13 protein-coding genes and 1 pseudogene are annotated in these 19,289 nt (G+C 66.9%); 6 read left to right on the top strand and 8 right to left on the bottom strand.

All coding sequences use genetic code 11. From position 1 onward, the window contains the following. The 3 genes from ON40_RS08015 to ON40_RS08005 all read right to left on the bottom strand — a co-directional run. Positions 1-1,611, bottom strand: a 1,611-nt coding sequence (locus tag ON40_RS08015) for a beta-ketoacyl synthase N-terminal-like domain-containing protein (RefSeq protein WP_218008754.1), incomplete at its 3' end; no start/stop codon positions are given. 29 nt (positions 1,612-1,640) lie between these two features. Then, positions 1,641-2,417, bottom strand: coding sequence for a thioesterase II family protein (locus ON40_RS08010; RefSeq protein WP_040820112.1), 777 nt, complete (start codon positions 2,415-2,417; stop codon positions 1,641-1,643). Continuing rightward, a complete protein-coding gene (locus ON40_RS08005) occupies positions 2,414-8,827 on the bottom strand; it encodes a type I polyketide synthase (protein WP_040820110.1) in 6,414 nt (2,137 codons plus the stop codon). Before ON40_RS08005 ends, ON40_RS08010 begins: the two co-directional genes overlap by 4 nt. Positions 8,828-9,082: 255 nt before the next feature. Here ON40_RS08005 and ON40_RS08000 point away from each other — a divergent pair, with 255 nt between their 5' ends. Beyond that, the gene (locus tag ON40_RS08000; protein WP_051192822.1) at positions 9,083-12,205 is read left to right on the top strand and encodes an MMPL/RND family transporter; all 3,123 of its coding nucleotides are present in this window, start codon (positions 9,083-9,085) and stop codon (positions 12,203-12,205) included. Positions 12,206-12,227: 22 nt separating this feature from the next. After that, positions 12,228-13,214: an acyltransferase domain-containing protein gene (locus tag ON40_RS07995; RefSeq protein ID WP_040820108.1), complete on the top strand. Its 987-nt coding sequence runs from the start codon at positions 12,228-12,230 to the stop codon at positions 13,212-13,214. A gap of 15 nt (positions 13,215-13,229) precedes the next feature. Here ON40_RS07995 and ON40_RS07990 read toward each other — a convergent pair whose 3' ends face one another. The 3 genes from ON40_RS07990 to ON40_RS07980 form a co-directional block, all read right to left on the bottom strand. After that, positions 13,230-13,607, bottom strand: coding sequence for a hypothetical protein (locus ON40_RS07990; RefSeq protein ID WP_040820107.1), 378 nt, complete (start codon positions 13,605-13,607; stop codon positions 13,230-13,232). Positions 13,608-13,729: 122 nt separating this feature from the next. Then, a complete protein-coding gene (locus tag ON40_RS07985) occupies positions 13,730-14,314 on the bottom strand; it encodes a hypothetical protein (protein ID WP_040820192.1) in 585 nt (194 codons plus the stop codon). Positions 14,315-14,612: 298 nt separating this feature from the next. Beyond that, positions 14,613-15,668 (bottom strand): medium chain dehydrogenase/reductase family protein, encoded by a 1,056-nt coding sequence (locus ON40_RS07980; RefSeq protein WP_040820104.1) that lies wholly within the window; start codon positions 15,666-15,668, stop codon positions 14,613-14,615. A gap of 107 nt (positions 15,669-15,775) precedes the next feature. On the opposite strand from ON40_RS07980, the gene ON40_RS07975 reads away from it, so the two are divergent. Next, complete coding sequence (locus ON40_RS07975; RefSeq protein ID WP_040820102.1) at positions 15,776-16,417, top strand: TetR/AcrR family transcriptional regulator; 642 nt, start codon at positions 15,776-15,778, stop codon at positions 16,415-16,417. Positions 16,418-16,484: 67 nt separating this feature from the next. On the opposite strand, the gene ON40_RS55420 is transcribed toward ON40_RS07975, so the two are convergent. Both ON40_RS55420 and ON40_RS55980 read right to left on the bottom strand, forming a co-directional pair. Next, the gene (locus ON40_RS55420; RefSeq protein ID WP_281033012.1) at positions 16,485-16,805 is read right to left on the bottom strand and encodes a GntT/GntP/DsdX family permease; all 321 of its coding nucleotides are present in this window, start codon (positions 16,803-16,805) and stop codon (positions 16,485-16,487) included. Between the two features lie 25 nt (positions 16,806-16,830). Then, positions 16,831-17,145, bottom strand: a pseudogene (locus ON40_RS55980) (GntT/GntP/DsdX family permease); the annotation flags it as partial. Between the two features lie 394 nt (positions 17,146-17,539). On the opposite strand from ON40_RS55980, the gene ON40_RS07965 reads away from it, so the two are divergent. The 3 genes from ON40_RS07965 to ON40_RS07955 all read left to right on the top strand — a co-directional run bounded on the left by ON40_RS07965 (position 17,540) and on the right by ON40_RS07955 (position 19,257). Continuing rightward, complete coding sequence (locus ON40_RS07965) at positions 17,540-18,238, top strand: PAS and ANTAR domain-containing protein (RefSeq protein WP_040820100.1); 699 nt, start codon at positions 17,540-17,542, stop codon at positions 18,236-18,238. Positions 18,239-18,489: 251 nt separating this feature from the next. Further along, a complete protein-coding gene (gene mbp1, locus ON40_RS07960) occupies positions 18,490-18,732 on the top strand; it encodes a microaggregate-binding protein 1 (protein WP_373281866.1) in 243 nt (80 codons plus the stop codon). A gap of 39 nt (positions 18,733-18,771) precedes the next feature. Beyond that, positions 18,772-19,257 carry a Dps family protein gene (locus tag ON40_RS07955; RefSeq protein WP_040820096.1) on the top strand — a complete coding sequence of 162 codons (486 nt, stop codon included), beginning with the start codon at positions 18,772-18,774 and terminating at the stop codon, positions 19,255-19,257. Positions 19,258-19,289 lie beyond the last annotated feature (32 nt).

The raw sequence follows: 19,289 nt of genomic DNA, 5'->3' as shown, positions 1-19,289 counted from the left end.
CTGCCCCGGAAACACGAACACCGTCCTGCCCCCAGCACCGGCCCGCCCGTACACCACATTCCGCCCAGGCTCCCCCTCGACCAACCCCGTCAGCCCACGGATCAACTCGTCACAACCACCACCGACCACCACCGCCCGATGCTCGAACACCGACCGACCCACCAGCGAAAACGCCACATCGGAAACATCCAACTCCGGACGATCCCGCACATACCCCAACAACCGGCTCGCCTGCGCCACAAGCGCTTCGCCCGACTTCCCGGAGAGCACCCACGGCACCACCGAAGACCCCACACCCGCCGAAACACCATCGGACGCCGAATCCTCGCGTACCGAGCCCGCTACCTCACACTCGTCGACAGACGAAAGCACCACATGGCAATTCGAGCCGCCCATACCGAACGAACTCACACCGGCAATCCGCGGAGCACCATCGGCCCACACGCTCGACACGTCGCTGACCCGCAGACCGAGAGAATCCGGATCGATCTCGGAGCGCGGTTCACGATAGTTCAGGCTCGCCGGAATCTTCCGGTGACGAACAGCCAGAACGGTTTTCAGCAGCCCCGCGATACCGGCGGCGCCGAGCAGATGACCGATATTCGTCTTGACCGAACCGACCAACAATGGATCATCCGCCGACCGCGGACCGAATACCGCCCCCAGCGCCGCCGCTTCCACCGGGTCACCGACCTTCGTACCGGTCCCGTGCAATTCGACGTAATGCGCGGAGCGCGGGTCCATTCGCGCATCCTGATACGCACGCCGCAGGACATCGATCTGCCCCGCCACAGTGGGCACCGCAATGCCACCCTGACCTTCGCCACCGTGTCCGGCCGCACTTCCGCGAACAACCGCCAGAATATCGTCACCGTCCGCAATGGCATCCGGCAGACTTTTCAGCAATACCAGGCCCGCACCTTCGCCCCGGACATATCCGTCCGCGCGGGAATCGAACGTGAAACACCGTCCCTGCTCCGAAAGACCGCCGAAATGCGACTCGATATCCTCGGCCACCGAATCGAGATTGAGATGCACACCACCGGCAATGGCGAGCACGGATTCACCGGACGCAATACTCCGGCACGCCAGATGCACCGCCATCAACGACGAGGACTGACCACAATCCACCGTCAGACTCGGACCGCGCAGCCGCATGAAATACGAAACGCGATCGGCGATCATCCCGCGACTGGTACCCGTATGCGAATAGCGATCGAATACCGCCGCATCACCGTTCCGCGTCATATTCGCATAATCATCGCCCATCGCACCGATGAATACACCGACCCGCGAGCCGTCGAGAGTACCGGCATCGATACCGGAACTCTCGACGAGATTCCAGGAAAGCTCCAGAACGACCCGCTGCCGAGGATCCATCGCGGCCGCTTCCCTCGGTGGAATACCGAAGAAGTCGGCGTCGAACTCCTCGACATCCCGGAGAAATCTCCCCGACAGCCCGCGGGCGGACGATCGCGGCTCATCCGACGGCCGGACCAGGCCCGTCGTCGTAGCGACCTCGACCGCGTTGTTCAGCAGATCCCAGTACTCGTCCAGGGTCTCCGCACCGGGGAACCTGCACGCGGCTCCCACGATCGCTACATCTGCCACGACCAGACCACACCCCGATCACATAATTCTCAGAAGCCGCCGCTGTAGGCGATCTCCGACTCCCGATCGAAGACGCGCGACACCACCTCCGGATGCTCACGGTAGAAGAAATGACCGCCCGTGGAGGTGATCGAATCGAATTCTCCGCGGGTGTACGGCCGCCACCGAGTGAGGTTGGAGATGTGCAGACGCTGCTCATCCGACGCCGAAATATCGGTGATCGACGTCTTGATCACCGAATGCGACCATTCCCGGAAACCCGCGGTGAGATCCGCGACGTACGGGCGCTGCATCACCTCTCGGTTCGCACCGCTGAGTTCGGGCGGCAACTTCCCGGCCTTGTCCGCCGCGGCGAGTCGCCGCTTGGTGTACCTGACCGGACCGCCGTTCAGCCACGCGTAGACCGCACCCATCCGCCATTCGTTGGGACACGCGCTCACGATCGGAACGAACCGGCCGACCTGCACCCCGAGCTTCTCCAACTCCTGGGTGGCGACGAAGGCGAGCAGGCCACCGAAACTCAGCCCGGACAACACCGGCCGGACCGCGCCGATCTCGGCGATCGATTCGGCGATCTCCCGACCGACCGCACGCAGACTGGTCGGATCCGGCTCGTCCTTGCGCACACTCCGGCCCGGCATCCGCCACACCGCGAAGTCGTAGTCACCGACGAGCGAAATCAGCGGATTCGCCGTCCACGCCTGCTCGACGCCCGCGCCGCCGAACAACCACACCGACGGCCGCCTCCCTCGGTAATCCGACGTCGGAAACCACCATTTCTCCAGCGCCGTGGACTTATTACTCACGCCTTCTCCTGTTCCTGCTCCAGTAGCTTCACCACGCGAGCGGCGATCGACTCGATGGTCAGATCCCCGGTGAACTGGAAGACGCTCATCTGCACGTCGAGTTGCTTCTGCACCCGGGCGCCGAACTCGACACCCATCACCGAATCGATGCCGAGATCCGCGATCGGCCCGCGAGTGTCGATACTCTCCGCCTCGACGCCCAGTACCTCGGACAACTGCTCGACGATCACCTTGATGACCGCGGGCGCCCGCTCCTCGGGCGGCAGATTCAGCAGCATCTGGCGAGCCGCCGCGGCCTGCTGCGACTCCGGAACCTCGTCGACGACCTCCTCGAATCGGCCACTGCTCGCGGCCACCCGGTTACTGCCGCGCCATGTCGCCCAGTCCACATCGGCGAGCATGAGATTCGACTGCCCGAACCGGGCGGCATCGAACATCAGACCGGCGCCGCGGTCCAGATCGAGCGGGTTGAATCCGAGCATTTCGAGATATTTGGTGACCGCGAGGGATGCCTCGGCCATACCGCCGCCGGACATCGCGCCCCAGTTCACCGATGTCGCAGCCAATCCCGAGGCGCGGCGCGCGGCGGCGAACGCATCGAGTGTGGTGTTCGCCGCGACATAGGACGCCTGCGGAATGGTCCCGGTGATCGCGCTGATCGAGGAGTACAGCACGAACGCGTCGAGGTCGAGACCACGCTCACGGGTCGCGGCATCGAGCGCCCGCGCCCCGCCGACCTTGGGCGCGAACACCGAACCGATCGTCGCGGCGCTGATATCGGCCACCGGTTCATCGGCGATCACTCCGGCGGTGTGGAACACGCCCCGCAGTGGGCGTTCGGGATCCGCGGTCGCGTCCAGGAGCCGCCCCACCGATGCCGGATCACTGACATCGGCGGATTCGCAGACCACGTCGACACCACGCGCGGCCAGCACCTCGAGCTGCCGACGGACGTCGTCGCTGCCGACCCCGCGGCGACCGACCAGTACCAGCCGGGTCGCCCCACGCTGCACCAGCGCACGCGCGGTCGCCAGACCGAACGCACCGAAACCACCGGTGATCAGGTAGGTCGCGTCGGGCCGGACCGACAACGCCGCCGGACGCTGCGGCAACACCTCGGGAGTGTCGGTGCGCAGGTCGACCACGACGCGCCCGACCTGCGACGCGCGCAGCACCGTCTCGAAGGCCGTGGACAGCTCCGTGATCGGGAACCGCACGTACGGAAGCGGTTTGACGCTGCCCTGAGCCAGTGCGACGACGGATTCCTGCATGAGTTGCCGGAAACGCTCGGGCCGCTGCGCGAGCAGCCGGTCCATATCGATGGAATAGAAGCTCAGGTTCCGGTTGAACGGCCGCAGGTCCACGGTGCCGCCGAAGTAGACATCGGCCTTGCCGATCTCGATGATCCGCCCGAATTCCGCGGCGACCGTGAAGTCCTGACTGATCACCTCGCCCGGCATCGAGTTGTAGACGACGTCCACGCCGCGACCGTCGGTGAGCCGGAGCACCTCGTCGACGAAGCTCGACGAACGCGAATCCAGCACATGGGTCGCGCCGATATCCCTCGCTGCCGCACGGCGTTCCGCGGAACCGGCCGTCGCGAACACCGTCGCGCCGAGGCTCGCGGCCACCTGCACGGCGGCCATCCCCATACCACCGGCCGCGCCGTGGATCAGCACGGTGTCACCGGGCCCGAGATCCGCGAGCGTGCGCAGCGAGTAGTACGCGGTGATGTAGGGCAGCCCCGAGCCGATGGCCAACGGGTCCAGTTCCTGATGATCGCCGAGAACCGCCCGCGGAGCGCGCACCCACGCGCCGCCGCCGTCGACATCCACGAGGGTGTATCGGCGCAACAGCCCGCGAGTCGCCACAGCCATCGCGTCGCCGGGCTCGATATCGGTGATCTCGGACCCGACCCGGGTGACGACTCCGTACCCCTCCATACCCGGGACGGTGCCGAAGTAGGTGCCGGACAGCTGCCGCTCGGTGAGGATGCCGAGCACCTTGAGCGGGTCCTTGTAGTTGAGGCCGATCGTCTCGACTCGGATCTCCACCTCGCGCGGGCCCGGCGCCACCCCGTCGCACGCGCGCAGGGTGAGGTCCTTGAGCAACCGCGTGCGCGGCAGCACCACCTCGTACGCCTCGTCGAGGCTCGACAGCTGGTTCGGCACGTCCCACTTCTCGACGAATTCCGCGGCCGAGCGCTGCACCCGTTCGGCCGATCGGACCTCGCCGCGCAACCGGATCTCGTCCGACTCGGCGGTCGTGCCCCGAATCAGTTCGGCGACAAGGGATTCCGAGCTCACCGAACCGTCGGTGTCGATCGCCGCCCAGCCGACGGGGTTCTGTTCGTTGGCGAGGGTGCGGCGCAACCCGACAAGGGCGGCGTGCGCCGGATCGAGTTCGGTATCGCCCGGCCCGACCATGCCGTTCGTGGTCACGATGACCACCCGCACGTCGAAGTCGGCCAGGTCGCCGTCGAGCCGTTCGGCGGAGGCTGCGGTGACGACGCGGGCGAAAGCCACTACGCGGTAGGCGAGTTCGGCGGCGTCGTATCCGGGCCCGGCGGCCAGACCGATCCGCAGATAGCCGTCGCGGGCCAGGGGCTCGGTGAGCTGCTTGGTCGCCGCGTCCACGGCAGCGGTGTCGTCGGGATCGGTGTCCCAGGCGATCCGAAGCGGTTCGATCGGCCCCTGGGTCATCCCCGACAGCACGGTCTCGGCGGGCGAGCCGATCGTGACCGCCACGTTGATCGCCCGGCTCTGATCGTTCGGCGGCAGTGCGGGCAGGTCCTCCCAGCGCCGCTCGTAGAACAGGCGCTCGAGGTCGTCCAGCGGATCAGGCGCGACGCCGATGGGTGCGAATTCCGCGCCGTAGAGCGCGAGCGCGACCTCGCCGTTCCGATCGGTCAGGAAGGCGTCCACGCGCAGCGGCTCGGTCGACACCACCGAGACGACCGCGAGGAGTTCGTCGGGGATCGGCCCGAACAACCGCACCCGGTCCACGGCGGCGGGAACATGTGCGACGGCCCGGGTGCTCTGCGCGGAACTGCTCGCGGCGAGCAGCACCGCCGCGCACTGGAACGCCGCATCGGTCAGTGCCGGGTGTACGACGTGCGGTGCGTCGGGTACGGAACCGCCCTCGACGAGGCCGCGGGTGTCCAGCTCGGCGACACAGGTCGTACCCCGGACCCGGGCCCGCCGGATCCGCCGGAACGCGGGCCCGTAGGCCAGGCCGAGCGCATCCATCGCGGCGTAGATCTCGTCGTGGTCGAACGCGATGTCGCCGGGCTCCTCGGCCGGTACGGCGAGCTGGTAGGAGCCGGATTCCATCTCGACGAGCCGACCGAAGGCGTGCTGGGTCCACAGATCCCCGTGCCCCGATCGCGCCTTGATCGACAGGCGTTTGGCGGCGCTCTCGACGGCCACGCGCACCACCGGCACGTCGTGCTCGGAGACGATCAGCGGCGCGACGAACGCGAGAGCGTCCACACCGCACTGGTCGTGGCTGCTGCGCTGACGCGCCGCGGCCAGGGCCGCGTCGATATATCCCGCGCCGGGCAGCACCACCGCACCGCCGACGTTGTGATCACGCAGCCACGGCAGGTTCGCCGGAGCCAGGGTGAGCTCCCATTCCGATTCCAGCGAGTCGGTGCGATCGCCGAGCAGCGCGTACCGGTTCGGATCGCCGTGCCGGGCACGGACTGTGCGGATGTTCTCCTCCCACACCTCGAGATCCAGCCACGGATACGGCGGCAGGTCCAGGTGCGCGATCTTCGTGTCCTGGTACATCGCGGCGTCGCCGGGGCCGTCGACCGCACCGACCCGGTAGAGCTCGGCGAGCGCGGCCAGCGCCGCCGACTCCGCGTCCTCGTCGCGGTGCAGGGTGCCGATGCCGGCGCCGCTCACGCTGTGCCGCACGAACGCCTCGCGGATGTTGCCGACCAGAACCGGGTGCGGCCCCACCTCGAGGAAGACGCGGAACCGCTCGTCGATCAGCGCATCGATCGCGTCGGCGAACCGGACGGTGTCGCGAACGTTGCGGCACCAGTAGCCGGGATCGGCGAATTCTCGGGCGTCGAACAGACCACCGGTCACCGTCGAATAGACCGGCACGGTGGGCTCGCGCGGGGTCAGACCCGACAGCACCTCGGCGAGTTCGCCGAGGATCGGATCCATGAGATGACTGTGATACGGCACCTCGACGCGCAGCCGCCGCGCGAACATGCCCTCGCCGGTGAGCTCCTCACGCAACTCCTCGAGCGGCCCCTCGAGTCCGGCGAGCGTCACCGCGGTGGCGCCGTTGACCGCGGCGATGGACACCGCGTCACCGAATCGCTCGAAACGCTGACGCGCCTCGTCCGGACCCAATCCCACCGCGAGCATGCCGCCGCTTCCGGCGGTCTGCGCCTGCAGGCGGGACCGGTGGTAGGCGACGGTCAACGCGTCGGTCAGCGACAGCACGCCGCTGACGTAGGCCGCGGACACCTCACCGACACTGTGCCCGACGACCGCCGCCGGGTGAACTCCCCACTGCGCCAGGTGATCCACCAGCGCCACCTGGATCAGGAAGTTGGCGGGCTGTGCGATATCGGTGCGCGCGATGCGGGAGTCGTCCTCGTCGGCGAGCATCTCGTCCAGGATCGACCAGCCGGCGATCTTCCGGAACTCGGCATCGATCGCCTGGGCGGTATCCCGGAACCGGCCGGACTCGACGAGCAGCGTGCGGCCCATCGCCCACCACTGCGGACCCATGCCGCTGAAGACGAACACCGGGGTGCGCAAACCTTCGACCAGGACTCGGTCGCCGATCTTGCCTTCCCCGGACGCGAACGAATCCAGCTGCGCCACAAGGTCTTCGGCATCGCGGTAGACGAATCCCCGCCGGAGGTGGTGATGCGCGCGACGCTGCACCACCGCGGCCTTGACCCGCGGCACGTCGACGACGCCGCCGCCGCTGGCGGCATCGATGGTCGGCGAATCGGCTGTCGGAGAGGCGGGTTCGGCGGCGCCGGAGGGCGACCTGAGCAGATCGCCGTACCCCCGCGCGAGCCGTCGCAGCGATTCCTCGCTCCGGGCGGAGACCGGGAACACCCGAACCGTATCCCGGGCCTCGTCGCCGTGCACCGGTTCGGGAGCGCGCTCGACGAGCACGTGCGCGTTGGTGCCGCCGTATCCGAAACTGTTGACACCGGCGTGAATTCCGTCGAGATCCTCGACCTCGAGCGGCACGGTCAGGCGCAGGTCCTCGAACGCGATCTCGGGGTTGGGGTTCTCCAGATACGCCTGCGGCGCGACGCGACCTTCGCGCACCGTCAGCGCGGCCTTGATCAGTCCGGCCACCCCGGCCGCGGCCTCGGTGTGGCCGAAATTGTTCTTCACCGAACCCATTCGCAGCGGACGAGTGCGACCCTCGGCCATCCCGTAGGCGCGGCCGAGCGCGGAGGCTTCGAGCGGGTCGCCCACGCCGGTGCCGGTGCCGTGCGCCTCGACGTAACCGACCAGGGCAGGGTCGATCTCGGCCTCCGCGGCCACCTTGCGGGCCAGCGCGTACTGCGAATCCGGATTGGGGACCGGCAGCGCGAGGGTGCGACCGTCCTGGTTCACCCCGCTGCCGCGGATCACCGCGTAGATCCGATCCCGGTCGCACACAGCGTTTTCCAGGTTCTTGAGCACGACGACGCCGACGCCCTCACCGCGGCCGTAACCGTCGGCGGAGGCGTCGAACGACTTGCATCGACCGTCCACGGACAGGAACCGGCCCTTGCACATCGTGATGAACGTCTCGGGCTGGAAGATCACGTTCGAGCCACCGACCAGTGCGATATCGCACTCCCCGTCGGCGATCGCGCGCACGCCGAGATGGGTGGCCACGAGCGAGGAGGAACACGCGGTATCAACGGTCAGGCTGGGCCCGTGCAGGTCGAAGGTGTACGCGATCCGGTTGGACAGCAACGTCTGCGACGAACTGGTGGCCGCGAAGTTGTCGATCCGATCCAGCGCGTGCGACCCGGCCTTGCCCACCGCGTTGTCGTTGGTGAAGCCGCCGATGAACGTCCCGACCGAGCCGCCGCTGACATGCCCGGCGACTCCCGCGTCGTCGAGCGCCTCCCAGGACACCTGCAACAACCGCCGCTGCTGCGGATCGAGGGTCGCCGCCTCCCGCCGGGAGATACCGAAGAAGTCCGAGTCGAATCGCGCGAATGGTTCATCGACGAATGATGCGTGCCTGGTGTACATCCGGCCCGGAGCCTCCGGGTCGGGGTCGTAGTAACGGTCGACATCCCATCTCCAGTCCGGGATCTCGGTGACCGCGTCTCCCTTGCGTACCAGGAAATCCCAGAAACTGGACGAATCCACTATGCCCCCGGGATACCGGCACCCGATTCCGATTATGGCGATGGCAACCATGGCCCTCACTTAGAGTGGTCTGGAAACTGATGACCGCAGAAGTATCGGATGGATTGCCCTGTGTTGTCCAGGCATTCCACCGAATTTGTTGAGGCGGCGACATCCGCGAACGCCCTCACGTAGGGTGGGCTCCATGCTGTGCCAAGATTGCTGTCTCACTTGGACATACGTGCAGTTGACAGCGTCAGTAACAGGCGATCGTACCCCGGTCGACGACGCTTCGGGGCTGTCGATATTCCCATTGGCGGGAATCGCATGAAAATCCCATTCGACCTGATCGCGAGTTTCGGCCGGGTAGCTCGCAAACGTCCGCTGTTCGTGATCGGTGTCTGGATCGTACTCGCGGGCATATTGAATATCGCTGTCCCGCAGATCAGCTCGGTGGCCTCGAACCATTCGGCGGATTTCATCCCCAGAGATGCACCTGCGGTACGCGCGCTGCAGAACATGGGAATCACTTTCCACGAGTCCACTTCGTCCGGTTCCGCGTATGTCGTATTGAATCGCGAAGGGGGGCTGAACGATAGCGATCGCGCTTATTACCGGAAACTCGTCGCCGCCCTGCGGCACGATACCGCGCACGTCCAGTCCCTGCAGGACCTGTGGGGCAACCCGACGACCGCACCGGCAGCGCTCAGCGCGGACAAGACCACGACCTACGCACTCGTCCGGTTGGTCGGCGACTCCGGCACTTCCGCGTCCATCGCCTCGGTGAACTCCATCCGCGCCACGATCGACGGCCTCGCCCGCCCACCGAACCTGACGGTCCTGACCACCGGCCCCGCCGCCACGATCTCGGACGAGTTCTCCGGCATCGAATCCTCGCTCCCGTTCGTCACCGCGCTCACCGTGCTGTGCATCATGCTGGTGCTGTTCGCCGTCTACCGATCACCGGCGGCGGTCGCGATACCGCTGGCCACAATCGGTCTGGCCCTTGCGGTTTCGAACGGAACGGCGGCCTTCCTCGGCATGCACGGGATGCCGCTGTCGATCTTCTCGGTCTCACTGCTGTCGGCGATCGTCCTGGGCGCGGGCACCGACTATGCGATCTTCCTGATCAGCCGTTACCACGAGGCCCGCCGGGCCGGTGCCTCCCCGACCGACGCGATGACGACGAGTTTCCCGCGGATCGCCGCGGTGATCCTGGCATCCGGCCTGGTCGTGACGCTCACCTGCGCGGGCATGTCGGTGACCCGGATCGGCCTGTTCCGCACCGTCGGTCTGCCTTGTGCGATCGGCGTTTTCGTCACACTCCTGGCAGCCCTCACGCTGACCCCGGCGATGATCGCCCTGGCGATCCGGCTCGGCATGCTCGAACCGCGCAGACAGTCCGGCAGATCGCGGTACTGGCGCTGGATCGCGGTGCGGACGGTGCGGCAGCCCGGTCGCGCACTGGCGTTCTCGCTCGGGGGGCTCATCCTGCTGGCCGCGGTCATCCCGACCATCCATCTGAGCTACGACGAGCGGCAGGCCCAGCGCTCCACCACCGACAGCAACCGGGGCTACGACATCGTCGCCGAGCACTACCACGGCAATATCCTGCTGCCCGAATACGTCACGGTCACAGCCGATCACGACCTGCGCAACACCAAGGACTTCGCCGCGCTGGAATCGGTGTCCGCCGCCGTGGCGAAGGTGCCCGGGGTGATCTCGGTGCAGTCGATCAGCCGACCGCTCGGTGAAACGATCCCGGAGAGTTCGCTCGGCTATCAGGCCGGAGTCGTGGCCGACGGGTTGTCCGGCGGTGTGGTCCAGCTCGCCGCCGCACAGCCGCAGATCCATCAGTTGACCGACGGCACCGGCCAACTGGCCGACGGCGCCGCGGCACTGCACCAGGGCTCACAGCAACTCAGCGCGGGAATGAAGCAGGCCGTCGCCGGTTCCGGGCAACTGGTGAACGGCGACGTGCAACTCGACAACGGCCTGATCGCAGCACGTTCGGGCACGAAGCAACTGCGGGACGGCGCGAATCAGCTGACCCAGGGCTCACGCCAGCTGGCGGACGGTGTCGGGCAGGCCCTGGCCTTCCTGAACACCCCGCAGAGCAATCTCGCCGCACTCCGGCAGCAAACGGCCACGACGCCGAACTGCGACGCGCAGCCGATGTGCGCGGCGTCGAAATCGCTACTGGCATTTCTCGATTCGACCCCGGCCGGGCAGGCGCTGACCAACGCCCAGCGACTGCAGAACGGTGTTCAACAGGTGGCGGACGGCAACCGCCGCCTGGCCGACGGCCTGGCACAACTGGACGACGGACTGACGCGAGCCGGCGACGGCGCGGGCGCGCTGCTGGACGGTCAGCGCCGCCTCGACACCGGTCTGCACCAACTCGACGCGGGCACCGACCAACTCGTGGCGGGCAGCGCTCGGCTCGCGGACGGTTCCACCCGGGTCGACGACGGCGTCAACCTGATGACCTCGCAGCTGACCCGGCTGCAGACCGGCCTGAAGTCCGCCTCGGACTATCTGAGCGAGCTGCGCAGGAACACCAAGGCCGACAACACCGGAGGCTTCTACATTCCGCAGTGGGCCATGTCCCGGCCCGATCTGCAGACGGCCATGGGACTGTTCATCTCGCCGGACGGCCGGATGGCCCGCATGATCGTCACCGATTCGGGTGATCCGTTCAGCACGCAGGCGATGGATCGCACGGGCACGATCCTGGACATCGCGAAGCAGGCGGTGCGCGGAACGGATCTGCGCGATGCGGCGGTCGAGACCACCGGCCTCACACCCACCTACCGGGACCTGCGATCGATGGCGCTGCGCGATTTCGCGACCATCGTCGTCCTCGCGAGCCTGCTCGCCCTCCTGGTCATCGCGGCACTGATGCGCAGCCTGGTGGTGCCGCTCTACGTGGTGGGCTCGGCGATCCTGTCGTTCGGCGCGGCACTGGGACTGAGCGTCGGGATCTGGCAGCACCTGCTGCACCGGCCGCTGCACTGGGCCGTGCCGTCACTGGCGTTCATCATCCTGGTGGCGGTGGCCGCCGACTACAACGTCCTGCTGACCTCGCGGGTGCGGGACCGGATGCTGCAATCGAGCACCGGTCTGCGCGGTTCACCCCGATCGTCCATAATCCAGGCGGTGACCTCGACCGGTGGTGTGATCACCACTGCCGGTGCGGTTTTCGCGATCACCATGCTGGCGCTCACTGCGGCCGCGGTCGGCAACACCGCGCAGGTCGGGTTCACCATCGGCATCGGTCTGATCATCGACACGATGGTGGTGCGGACCATCGTGGTCCCGGCGATCGCGGCACTGCTGGGCTCGCGGAACTGGTGGCCGGTCGTGCGGGGGCGGCGCAGATCCGGCGAACCCGCGCCGTCGACCTCCGACGATTCCGCCGGTGATGACGAGAAGGTGTGCGTCACATGATATTTCGAAGGAGCATCGAGCCATGACAGCTATCGACCGTCCGGCCGGCCGCGTCGCCTATATCTTCTCCGGGTACGGCGCCCTGTGGGAAGGCATGGGGGTGGCGCTGATGCACGAGGACGCGACGTTCCGGGACGCGGTGCACGAGGTGTCCGGACACTTCGACAACCATCTGGACTGGTCCGTCGAGGAGCAGTTGAAATCCGCACGGACCGGCGACTATCGGAACCTCACCCTCGGCGGACCCGCCATCTTCGCGGTCCAGTTCGGACTGATCCGCGCACTGGCCGAACGAGGCATCGCTCCCTCGGTGACCGTCGGCGTCAGTTTCGGTGAATACGCCGCCGCAACGGCTTCGGGGATCCTCACACTCCCCGAAGCGTGCCGACTCGTCGCCGCCTCGGCGCTCGCATTGAAGGCCGCCAACGGAATCGGCGGAACAGCGACCGCAGCCATCTCCGAGGAGCGCGCACAGGACATCGTCGCCGGCTCGCACGGCGACATCCAGATCGCCGTCGTCATGTCCGAGGGCGGAGTACTGCTCGCGGGCACCGGTGCCGCATTGGACGACCTGGGCACCCAACTCGCCCGCGAGGGCGTGTATTACCGCGTACTCGAGGAATTTCCGTACCCCTACCACTCGACGCTCATGGCGGGTGTCGGCGTCGTGTTCCGACAGCAGATGGATCACGTGCAGACCGCACCGGCCACGATCCCGATGATCTCCACGGTGACCGGCGACCACATCGACGCCGACGGCCTGGACGTCGAGTACTGGACGCAACATTTCGTCACCACCACCCTGCTGCGGCAGGCCGCCGAACGCGCTGCCCGAACCGAAACGATATTCCTCGAGGTAGGACCCCGCCCCCACCTGCAAACGCCCCTGCGCACTCACCGCCGCCCCGACGGCGAACGCCTGCTCGTCCTGCCCACCCTGACCCGGCACAAGCCCGGCACAGCCGCATTGGACGAGGCAGCGGATCGCATTCGCGCACACGCCGATTGAGATCCGCGCGCCCGCTCAGGTGGGAAATACCGACGACACCAGGCCCATCACGATGGAGGTCAACGACAACGATCCCGTCCCGAACGCGGCGGCGACTCCGCACGCGATGAGAACGTCGTCGCCCGTAGGCTCGGGCGGGATCACCGTTCGTTTCAGCACAGCGATCCGCACCGGCAGAGCCCATTCGATGCCCACGCTGCCGTCCGGGTAAGCGGTGAGCGAGCAGAACTGCTTGTCGATCTCCTGCGGACGTCCGCCGATGAATCTGCACGTCGTGAGATCTTTCGGGCCGAAACTCACAGTCCTGGAACGGTATTCGACGACGATTCGGTAGGTCCGCCGGACGGCATCGGATTCCGTCGAAACACCCTGCCGCCCAGGATCAACGGACATCGACCAAACGTCATCGGCCGCTCTCCGGCAAGTGCTGAGAGCGGCCGATGACGATGCGGCACCGATTTGCGGATGCCGTGACGGTCCACGGGGTCGACTTCCGATGATGTTGCGCTACCGCATCATTCGTTGATGAGGCGGCGGGATTCCAGGATGGTCGCGAGGGCGTATCCGCCGCCGCCGAGGACGGCCAGGATGGTGAAGAAGCCGGGAGGAGTGAAGAAGCACGCGAAGGTGGAAACCAGCGCCAGCCAGGCGCCCAGGCCGTAGTGCAGGGTGTTGCGGCGGTGGGCGCCTTCGGCGATGTAGATCAATCCGACCATGAGGCCCGAACCGGCAGGCCACAGCACGTTGGCCAGGTCGGGGGCGTCGATGCTGGCCGTGAGGCCGGTGATGGCCAGGAACAAGGCGGCGAACGCCACGATCCAGGCGAGGCCGAGAAGCCTGGCGCTGAGTACTTCCGGTTGAGTGGCGCCCTGCTGGGAGCGCAGGGCGGCGATGGTGGCGAAGACGGTGCCGATCGCGAGGCCGAGGAACAGCAGGGTCGTCGGTAGCCACCCGGGCAGCTCGACCAGCGGGTCGTCGCCGCGGGACAGGGCCGCGGTGCCGTGTCCGATGATGTAGGCGAGTCCGAAGCTGATGTAGGTGGCGCGGTTATCGATCCGGGCGGCGGTGGTGTCGGCGGGGACGGCGAATGCGGTGGTCATCGTGGATGTCTCCTGGAACAGCGCGCACGTGTGCACGCGAGGACGAACAACGGGGCTTGACATGCGTGGACGAACAGCGGGCGCGATGATGGCGCTCCATCGAGGAAAGATATCGCTCGATCGGGGAGATACGGAGTTCGTTCGCGAGTGGCTCGACCGATGGAATATCTTGCAGGCCAGGGAGATTCGGCGCGGATGGCCGGGCAGGTACCGATGTACGGTGAGGTCGCACTCGGGGCGGCGGCGTTGACAGCTGCCGGTCAGCGGGCGGTGGGCGGGCGCGATCGAGTCGCGACGCTCACGCCTGGTCGACGTCGGGCACGATGACGACTTTGCCTGCGACGGTGCGGGATTCGGCGAGCGTCAGCGCTGCGACAGCCTCGGTCAGCGGGAACTGCGCGGCGATCTGCGGGGTGAGAGCGCCCTCGGCCATCAGTTGCAGCACCTGGGTGAGGTCCTCACGCAGCCGGGCCTGGAACGAGTTCGGGCAACGGTGTCCGGCCCAGAAATTGTAGAAGTGCGCGGATCTGCCGTTGGGCAAGAAGTTCCACATCGCGAGCTGCCCGAACAGCTTCAGCACCGGCAGCTGGGAACTGCCGACCTCGTCCTTGGTCGCCGCGGTGCCGTAGGACACGAGCGTGCCGCCCCGGCGCAGCAGCCGCCACGACTCGCTCACCCCGGGACCGCCGATGTGATCGAACACCGCGTCCACGCCGTCCGGTGCGATCTGCCGAATCCGGTCGTACATCTGCGGGTCGCGGTAGTCGACCGGGGTGACGCCCAGTTCACACAGCGTGGCGTGGTGACGCGGCGACGCCGTGCCGATGACGCTGATCCCGGCGTGCCGGGCCAGTTGCACGAGTGTCGACCCGACGCCGCCGTTCGCACCGAGCACCACGATGGTTCCGCCGGAGCGAACCTCGGCGGTGCGATGCAGCGTCTGCCATGCGGTGATCCCGTTGACCAGCACGGTCGCCACAGCCGCGGGATCCATGTCCTGCGGCACGGGCAGCAGGTCGGTGGCGTCGACGAGCAGGTGGCTGGCCCATGCGCCGGTCTTGGTGATCGCGGCGAACCGACGTCCGACGAGCGCGGCATCGGCCTCCGGGCCGACCGCGGTCACGGTGCCGACCACGTCGTAGCCGGGCACGAACGGAAACGGCGGCTGGTCGAAGTACTTGCCGCGGCGCATCTGCTGCTCGGCGAACGAGACGCCGGTCGCCTCCATGCGCAGCACGACCTGCCCCTTGTCCGGCGAGGGAAGGTCGCGGGTGGTGACCTGCAACCCCTCCGGTTCGACCTTCCCGGGCAGCACGATCTCGGTGATATTGCTGGTGACGATGTTGTTGCTCATATGCGGTTCCGATCCGTTCAGCTTCAACTTACGACTGTAAAGCTACGACTGTTTCCTCATTTGCACAAGAGATAACAGCTGTAAGTTTTTCGACGTAAGGTGATGACATGGCAGACGACGCATCAACCACCCGGACCCGCGTTCGCAACCGCCGCGGCGAAGGCGGCCGCCTACGCGAGGAGATCGTGACGACAGCAGCCGAGATGATCGACGAGAACGGCGACGCGAACGTCATCACCCTGCGGTCGGTGGCCCGTCGCGTCGGGATCGCCGCCCCATCGATCTACCGGCACTTCCCCGACCAGCCCGCCATCGTGCTGGCCGTGGTGCGCAGCGCCTTCACCGAACTGGACGAATGGCTGGGCGCGGCCATGGACGCCGCCGACGACACCCCCCGCGCGCAGCTGACGGCCCTGTGGCGCGGATACCTCGAATACGCACAGGCCCATCCGGGCCGCTACCGCATCATGTTCGCGGGATCGTGGGCGCCCGATCCCAACGAGAGTTCCGTGAGCGAGGAGGACCTGGCCACACTCGGCCAGGCTTGTATGCGGCGACTCGGCAGAGCCCTCGAGAGCTGCGTGAACGCCGGCTGCGCCACCAGCACCGACCCGTCCGCCGACACGATCGCACTGTGGATCGGCCTACACGGTCTGGCCCACCAGCGACTGGTCTCCCCCGCTTTCCGCTGGCCACCCGATATCGCCGAACGCGTCATCACGCCGCTCGCACACCTCACCGACAGGTGAGCCGGGATGACGAATGCCCACCGGCGACGCTCGTGACGCGCCGGTGGGCACCCGGGGTGCTCAGTGCTCACACGAACAGTGACAGCACCAGTACGCCCGCGAGTCCGATCATCGACTGGAGCGAAAGCATCAGGGTCCAGGTCCGCAAGGTCTGCTTGACCGACAGCTGGAAGTACTCCTTGAACAACCAGAATCCGGAGTCGTTGACATGCGAGAGCATGACCGAGCCGGACGCGGTCGCGAGCACCAGCAGCTCCGGCGACAGCGCGGGGTCCGCCGCCGCGATCGGCGCGACGATGCCCGCCGCGGTGACCGTGGACACCGTCGCCGAGCCCAGGCAGATCCGCAGCAGCGCCGCGACGACCCACGCCAGCACCAGCGCCGGGATGTGCCAGCCCTCCCTGCGCGAAGTCCACGATCACGTTGCTGACACCGGTCTTGGACAGCATCTTGGCCAGGCCGCCGCCCGCGCCCACGATCAGCAGCACCGGTCCGACGGTCTTCAGCCCGCTCGTCGCGATCCCCTGCAGTTGCACGACACCCATCCGCGAGGTCCTGCCCAGCCCGAACATCGCGACCAGGACCGACAGCAGCAACGCCACCGCGGGGTCGTCGCAGAACGAGAAGATCGTGTGCGCCACACCGTGTCCGGAGGTGTTGTCGACACCGAACGCGCCGATCACCAGTAGTACCGGCGGCAGCAGCACCACGCCGAGCGCGAGCCACAGCGGTCGCCGCCGCGAGCACGTCGGTCCTGGTCGCGGCCAGCTCGAAGTACGGCACGTTCGGCCGATACCGCATCCTCGGCCTGGACGAACTGGACCTGGTGGTGACCGACGACGGCCTCCCGGAGGCCCGCGCCACCGAGATCACGGCGGTGACCGGCGTCGAGGTCCGCCGCGCGGACTGAGCGCCGCCGCGAGCAGTTCTCGAAGTCGACACGTCGGCCGTGGATTTCCCTATCCGGCAACGAAATACGCCGACGTGAGCGCCATCCCTGCCGATAGCCGATTACCTTGCGCAGTCCCTGCCGGACCGATCCGGACAAACCGCACCGTTTCCAGCACAAGGAATCCGCCCCTGAGCGTCGCCGATCGGACCACCAGGGCGGATACTGTGACGATGACCGGCGATGAACAGGTCGATCCGCAACTCGTGACGGCGCTCGGCAGCGTGATCGGCAACGAGCCGTGCTCCAACGCGGGCGAGTTCAGATTCTCCCTCGTCGAGCAGCGATGGGAATGGTCCGACGAGTTGGCGCGCATGTTCGGCTACGAGCCCGGCGCCGTCGAGCCGACCACGGAACTGCTGTTGTCACATCAGCACCCCGACGACCGAGCCGCCTTCGAGGCGGTGCTCGAGAAGTTCACCGAATGCGGCGAGCCGTTCTGTGGTCGGCACCGCATCATCGATACCGACGGCGAAGTGCGCGAAATGATCGTCATCGTCGAGTACGAGACCGACGACGACGGGGCGGTCATCGGGGCAACCGGGTACTACGTCGACCTCAGCGACGCACTCGAGCAGGAACGCAACGAAACCCTCAGTGACGCCCTGCCCGACGTCATCGCCAACCGGGCGGCCATCGAACAGGCCAAAGGCATTTTGACCTTGGTCTACAACCTGAACTCCGAACAGGCTTTCGCCGTGCTCAAGTGGCGTTCCCAGCAGACCAACTTCAAACTGCGCGATCTCGCCGCGCAACTGGTCGAAGACGCGAAACAGCTGGACTCGAACACCGGCGGCTTGCGCACGAAATTCGATCACATCCTGCTGACCGTGCACGAACGAGCCTCGGAGACAAGCGCCGACAGCGTCTAGATCTTTGCCGGGGTGCGTCCTCGCCCGGACCCACCCATGACAGCGATCCCCAATAGTGTTGCGGCGGCGTGGTTTTCGCCGGTGTAGCAGATACCTGGCGATACCCGTGTGCCGGAAGTCGAACGGTCCGAGAAGTTCAGTGGCATAGACCACGAACGATCCACGATTTAGTACCGAATCCACGGGTAGCGCCGACGTACGGGTTCAGCTCACGTGCCCGTCGAAGTACCCCCACACCGGAGGTAATTGTGGTGCAAGACAACAACGGTCCTCGCGATGCGATCGAAGGTGTCGTCGATGACGTGAAAGGCAAGGCCAAGGAGGTCGCCGGGGTCATCATCGAGGACGAGAACCTCGAAGCCGAGGGCCATGCGCAACAGGACAAGGCGCGGGCCCAGCGCACCGCCGCCCAGAAGGACGCGGAAGCCGAAAAGGCTCGTCTGGACGCGGAGATCGCCCGGAATCGCCAAGCCGGTTACGAGCACGACCGGTAACGCGATTCACCGATCTCGACCGAACAGGAGGTACCGGGCATGCCGGAACCGATCACCAGCACGCTCGACGACGAACAGCAGCGAATCGCCGGGGATGCCTTGCGCGGCACCGTGGTGGATCTGATCGATCTTTCACTGATCGCCAAGCAGGCGCACTGGAACGTCATCGGACCGAGCTTCCGATCCGTCCACCTCGCGTTGGACGAACTAGTCACCGCTGCAAGGGATTTCACTGATAGCGTTGCCGAGAGGGCCACGGCGATCGGAGTCGGCCCGGACGGACGTGCGCGGACGGTGGCCGAGCAATCCTCAGCGATCGGTTTCAACGAGGGCTGGCAGCCCGATGCCGCCGTCATCGAGGCGATCGTCGCGAATCTGGCGGCGGTCATCGCGCGACTCCGCGAGCGCATCGACGCCACCGACAAGGCCGATCCCGTCACACAGGACCTGTTCATCGGCATTTCCGCCCGACTCGAGCAACTGCACTGGATGTGGCAGGCGCAGGTGGCGACCGTGCCGAAATGATCGTCAGTCGATAGCGTCCGGGCGGGCCGGGC

Origin of the sequence: Nocardia jiangxiensis NBRC 101359 (assembly GCF_000308615.1) — a bacterium.
Classification (GTDB): domain Bacteria; phylum Actinomycetota; class Actinomycetes; order Mycobacteriales; family Mycobacteriaceae; genus Nocardia; species Nocardia jiangxiensis.
Note: the sequence above shows the minus strand (reverse complement) of the source record. Positions and strands in the feature narration are given on the sequence as shown.

Bases quoted from the DNA above. Each gene is read 5' to 3' on its own strand.
- ON40_RS08005 (WP_040820110.1), bottom strand. From the start codon at position 8,827: ATGGTTGCCATCGCCATAATCGGAATCGGGTGCCGGTATCCCGGGGGC.
- ON40_RS08000 (WP_051192822.1), top strand. From the start codon at position 9,083: ATGAAAATCCCATTCGACCTGATCGCGAGTTTCGGCCGGGTAGCTCGC.
- ON40_RS07995 (WP_040820108.1), top strand. From the start codon at position 12,228: ATGACAGCTATCGACCGTCCGGCCGGCCGCGTCGCCTATATCTTCTCC.
- ON40_RS07990 (WP_040820107.1), bottom strand. From the start codon at position 13,607: ATGTCCGTTGATCCTGGGCGGCAGGGTGTTTCGACGGAATCCGATGCC.
- ON40_RS07985 (WP_040820192.1), bottom strand. From the start codon at position 14,314: ATGACCACCGCATTCGCCGTCCCCGCCGACACCACCGCCGCCCGGATC.
- ON40_RS07980 (WP_040820104.1), bottom strand. From the start codon at position 15,668: ATGAGCAACAACATCGTCACCAGCAATATCACCGAGATCGTGCTGCCC.
- ON40_RS07975 (WP_040820102.1), top strand. From the start codon at position 15,776: ATGGCAGACGACGCATCAACCACCCGGACCCGCGTTCGCAACCGCCGC.
- ON40_RS07965 (WP_040820100.1), top strand. From the start codon at position 17,540: ATGACCGGCGATGAACAGGTCGATCCGCAACTCGTGACGGCGCTCGGC.
- ON40_RS07955 (WP_040820096.1), top strand. From the start codon at position 18,772: ATGCCGGAACCGATCACCAGCACGCTCGACGACGAACAGCAGCGAATC.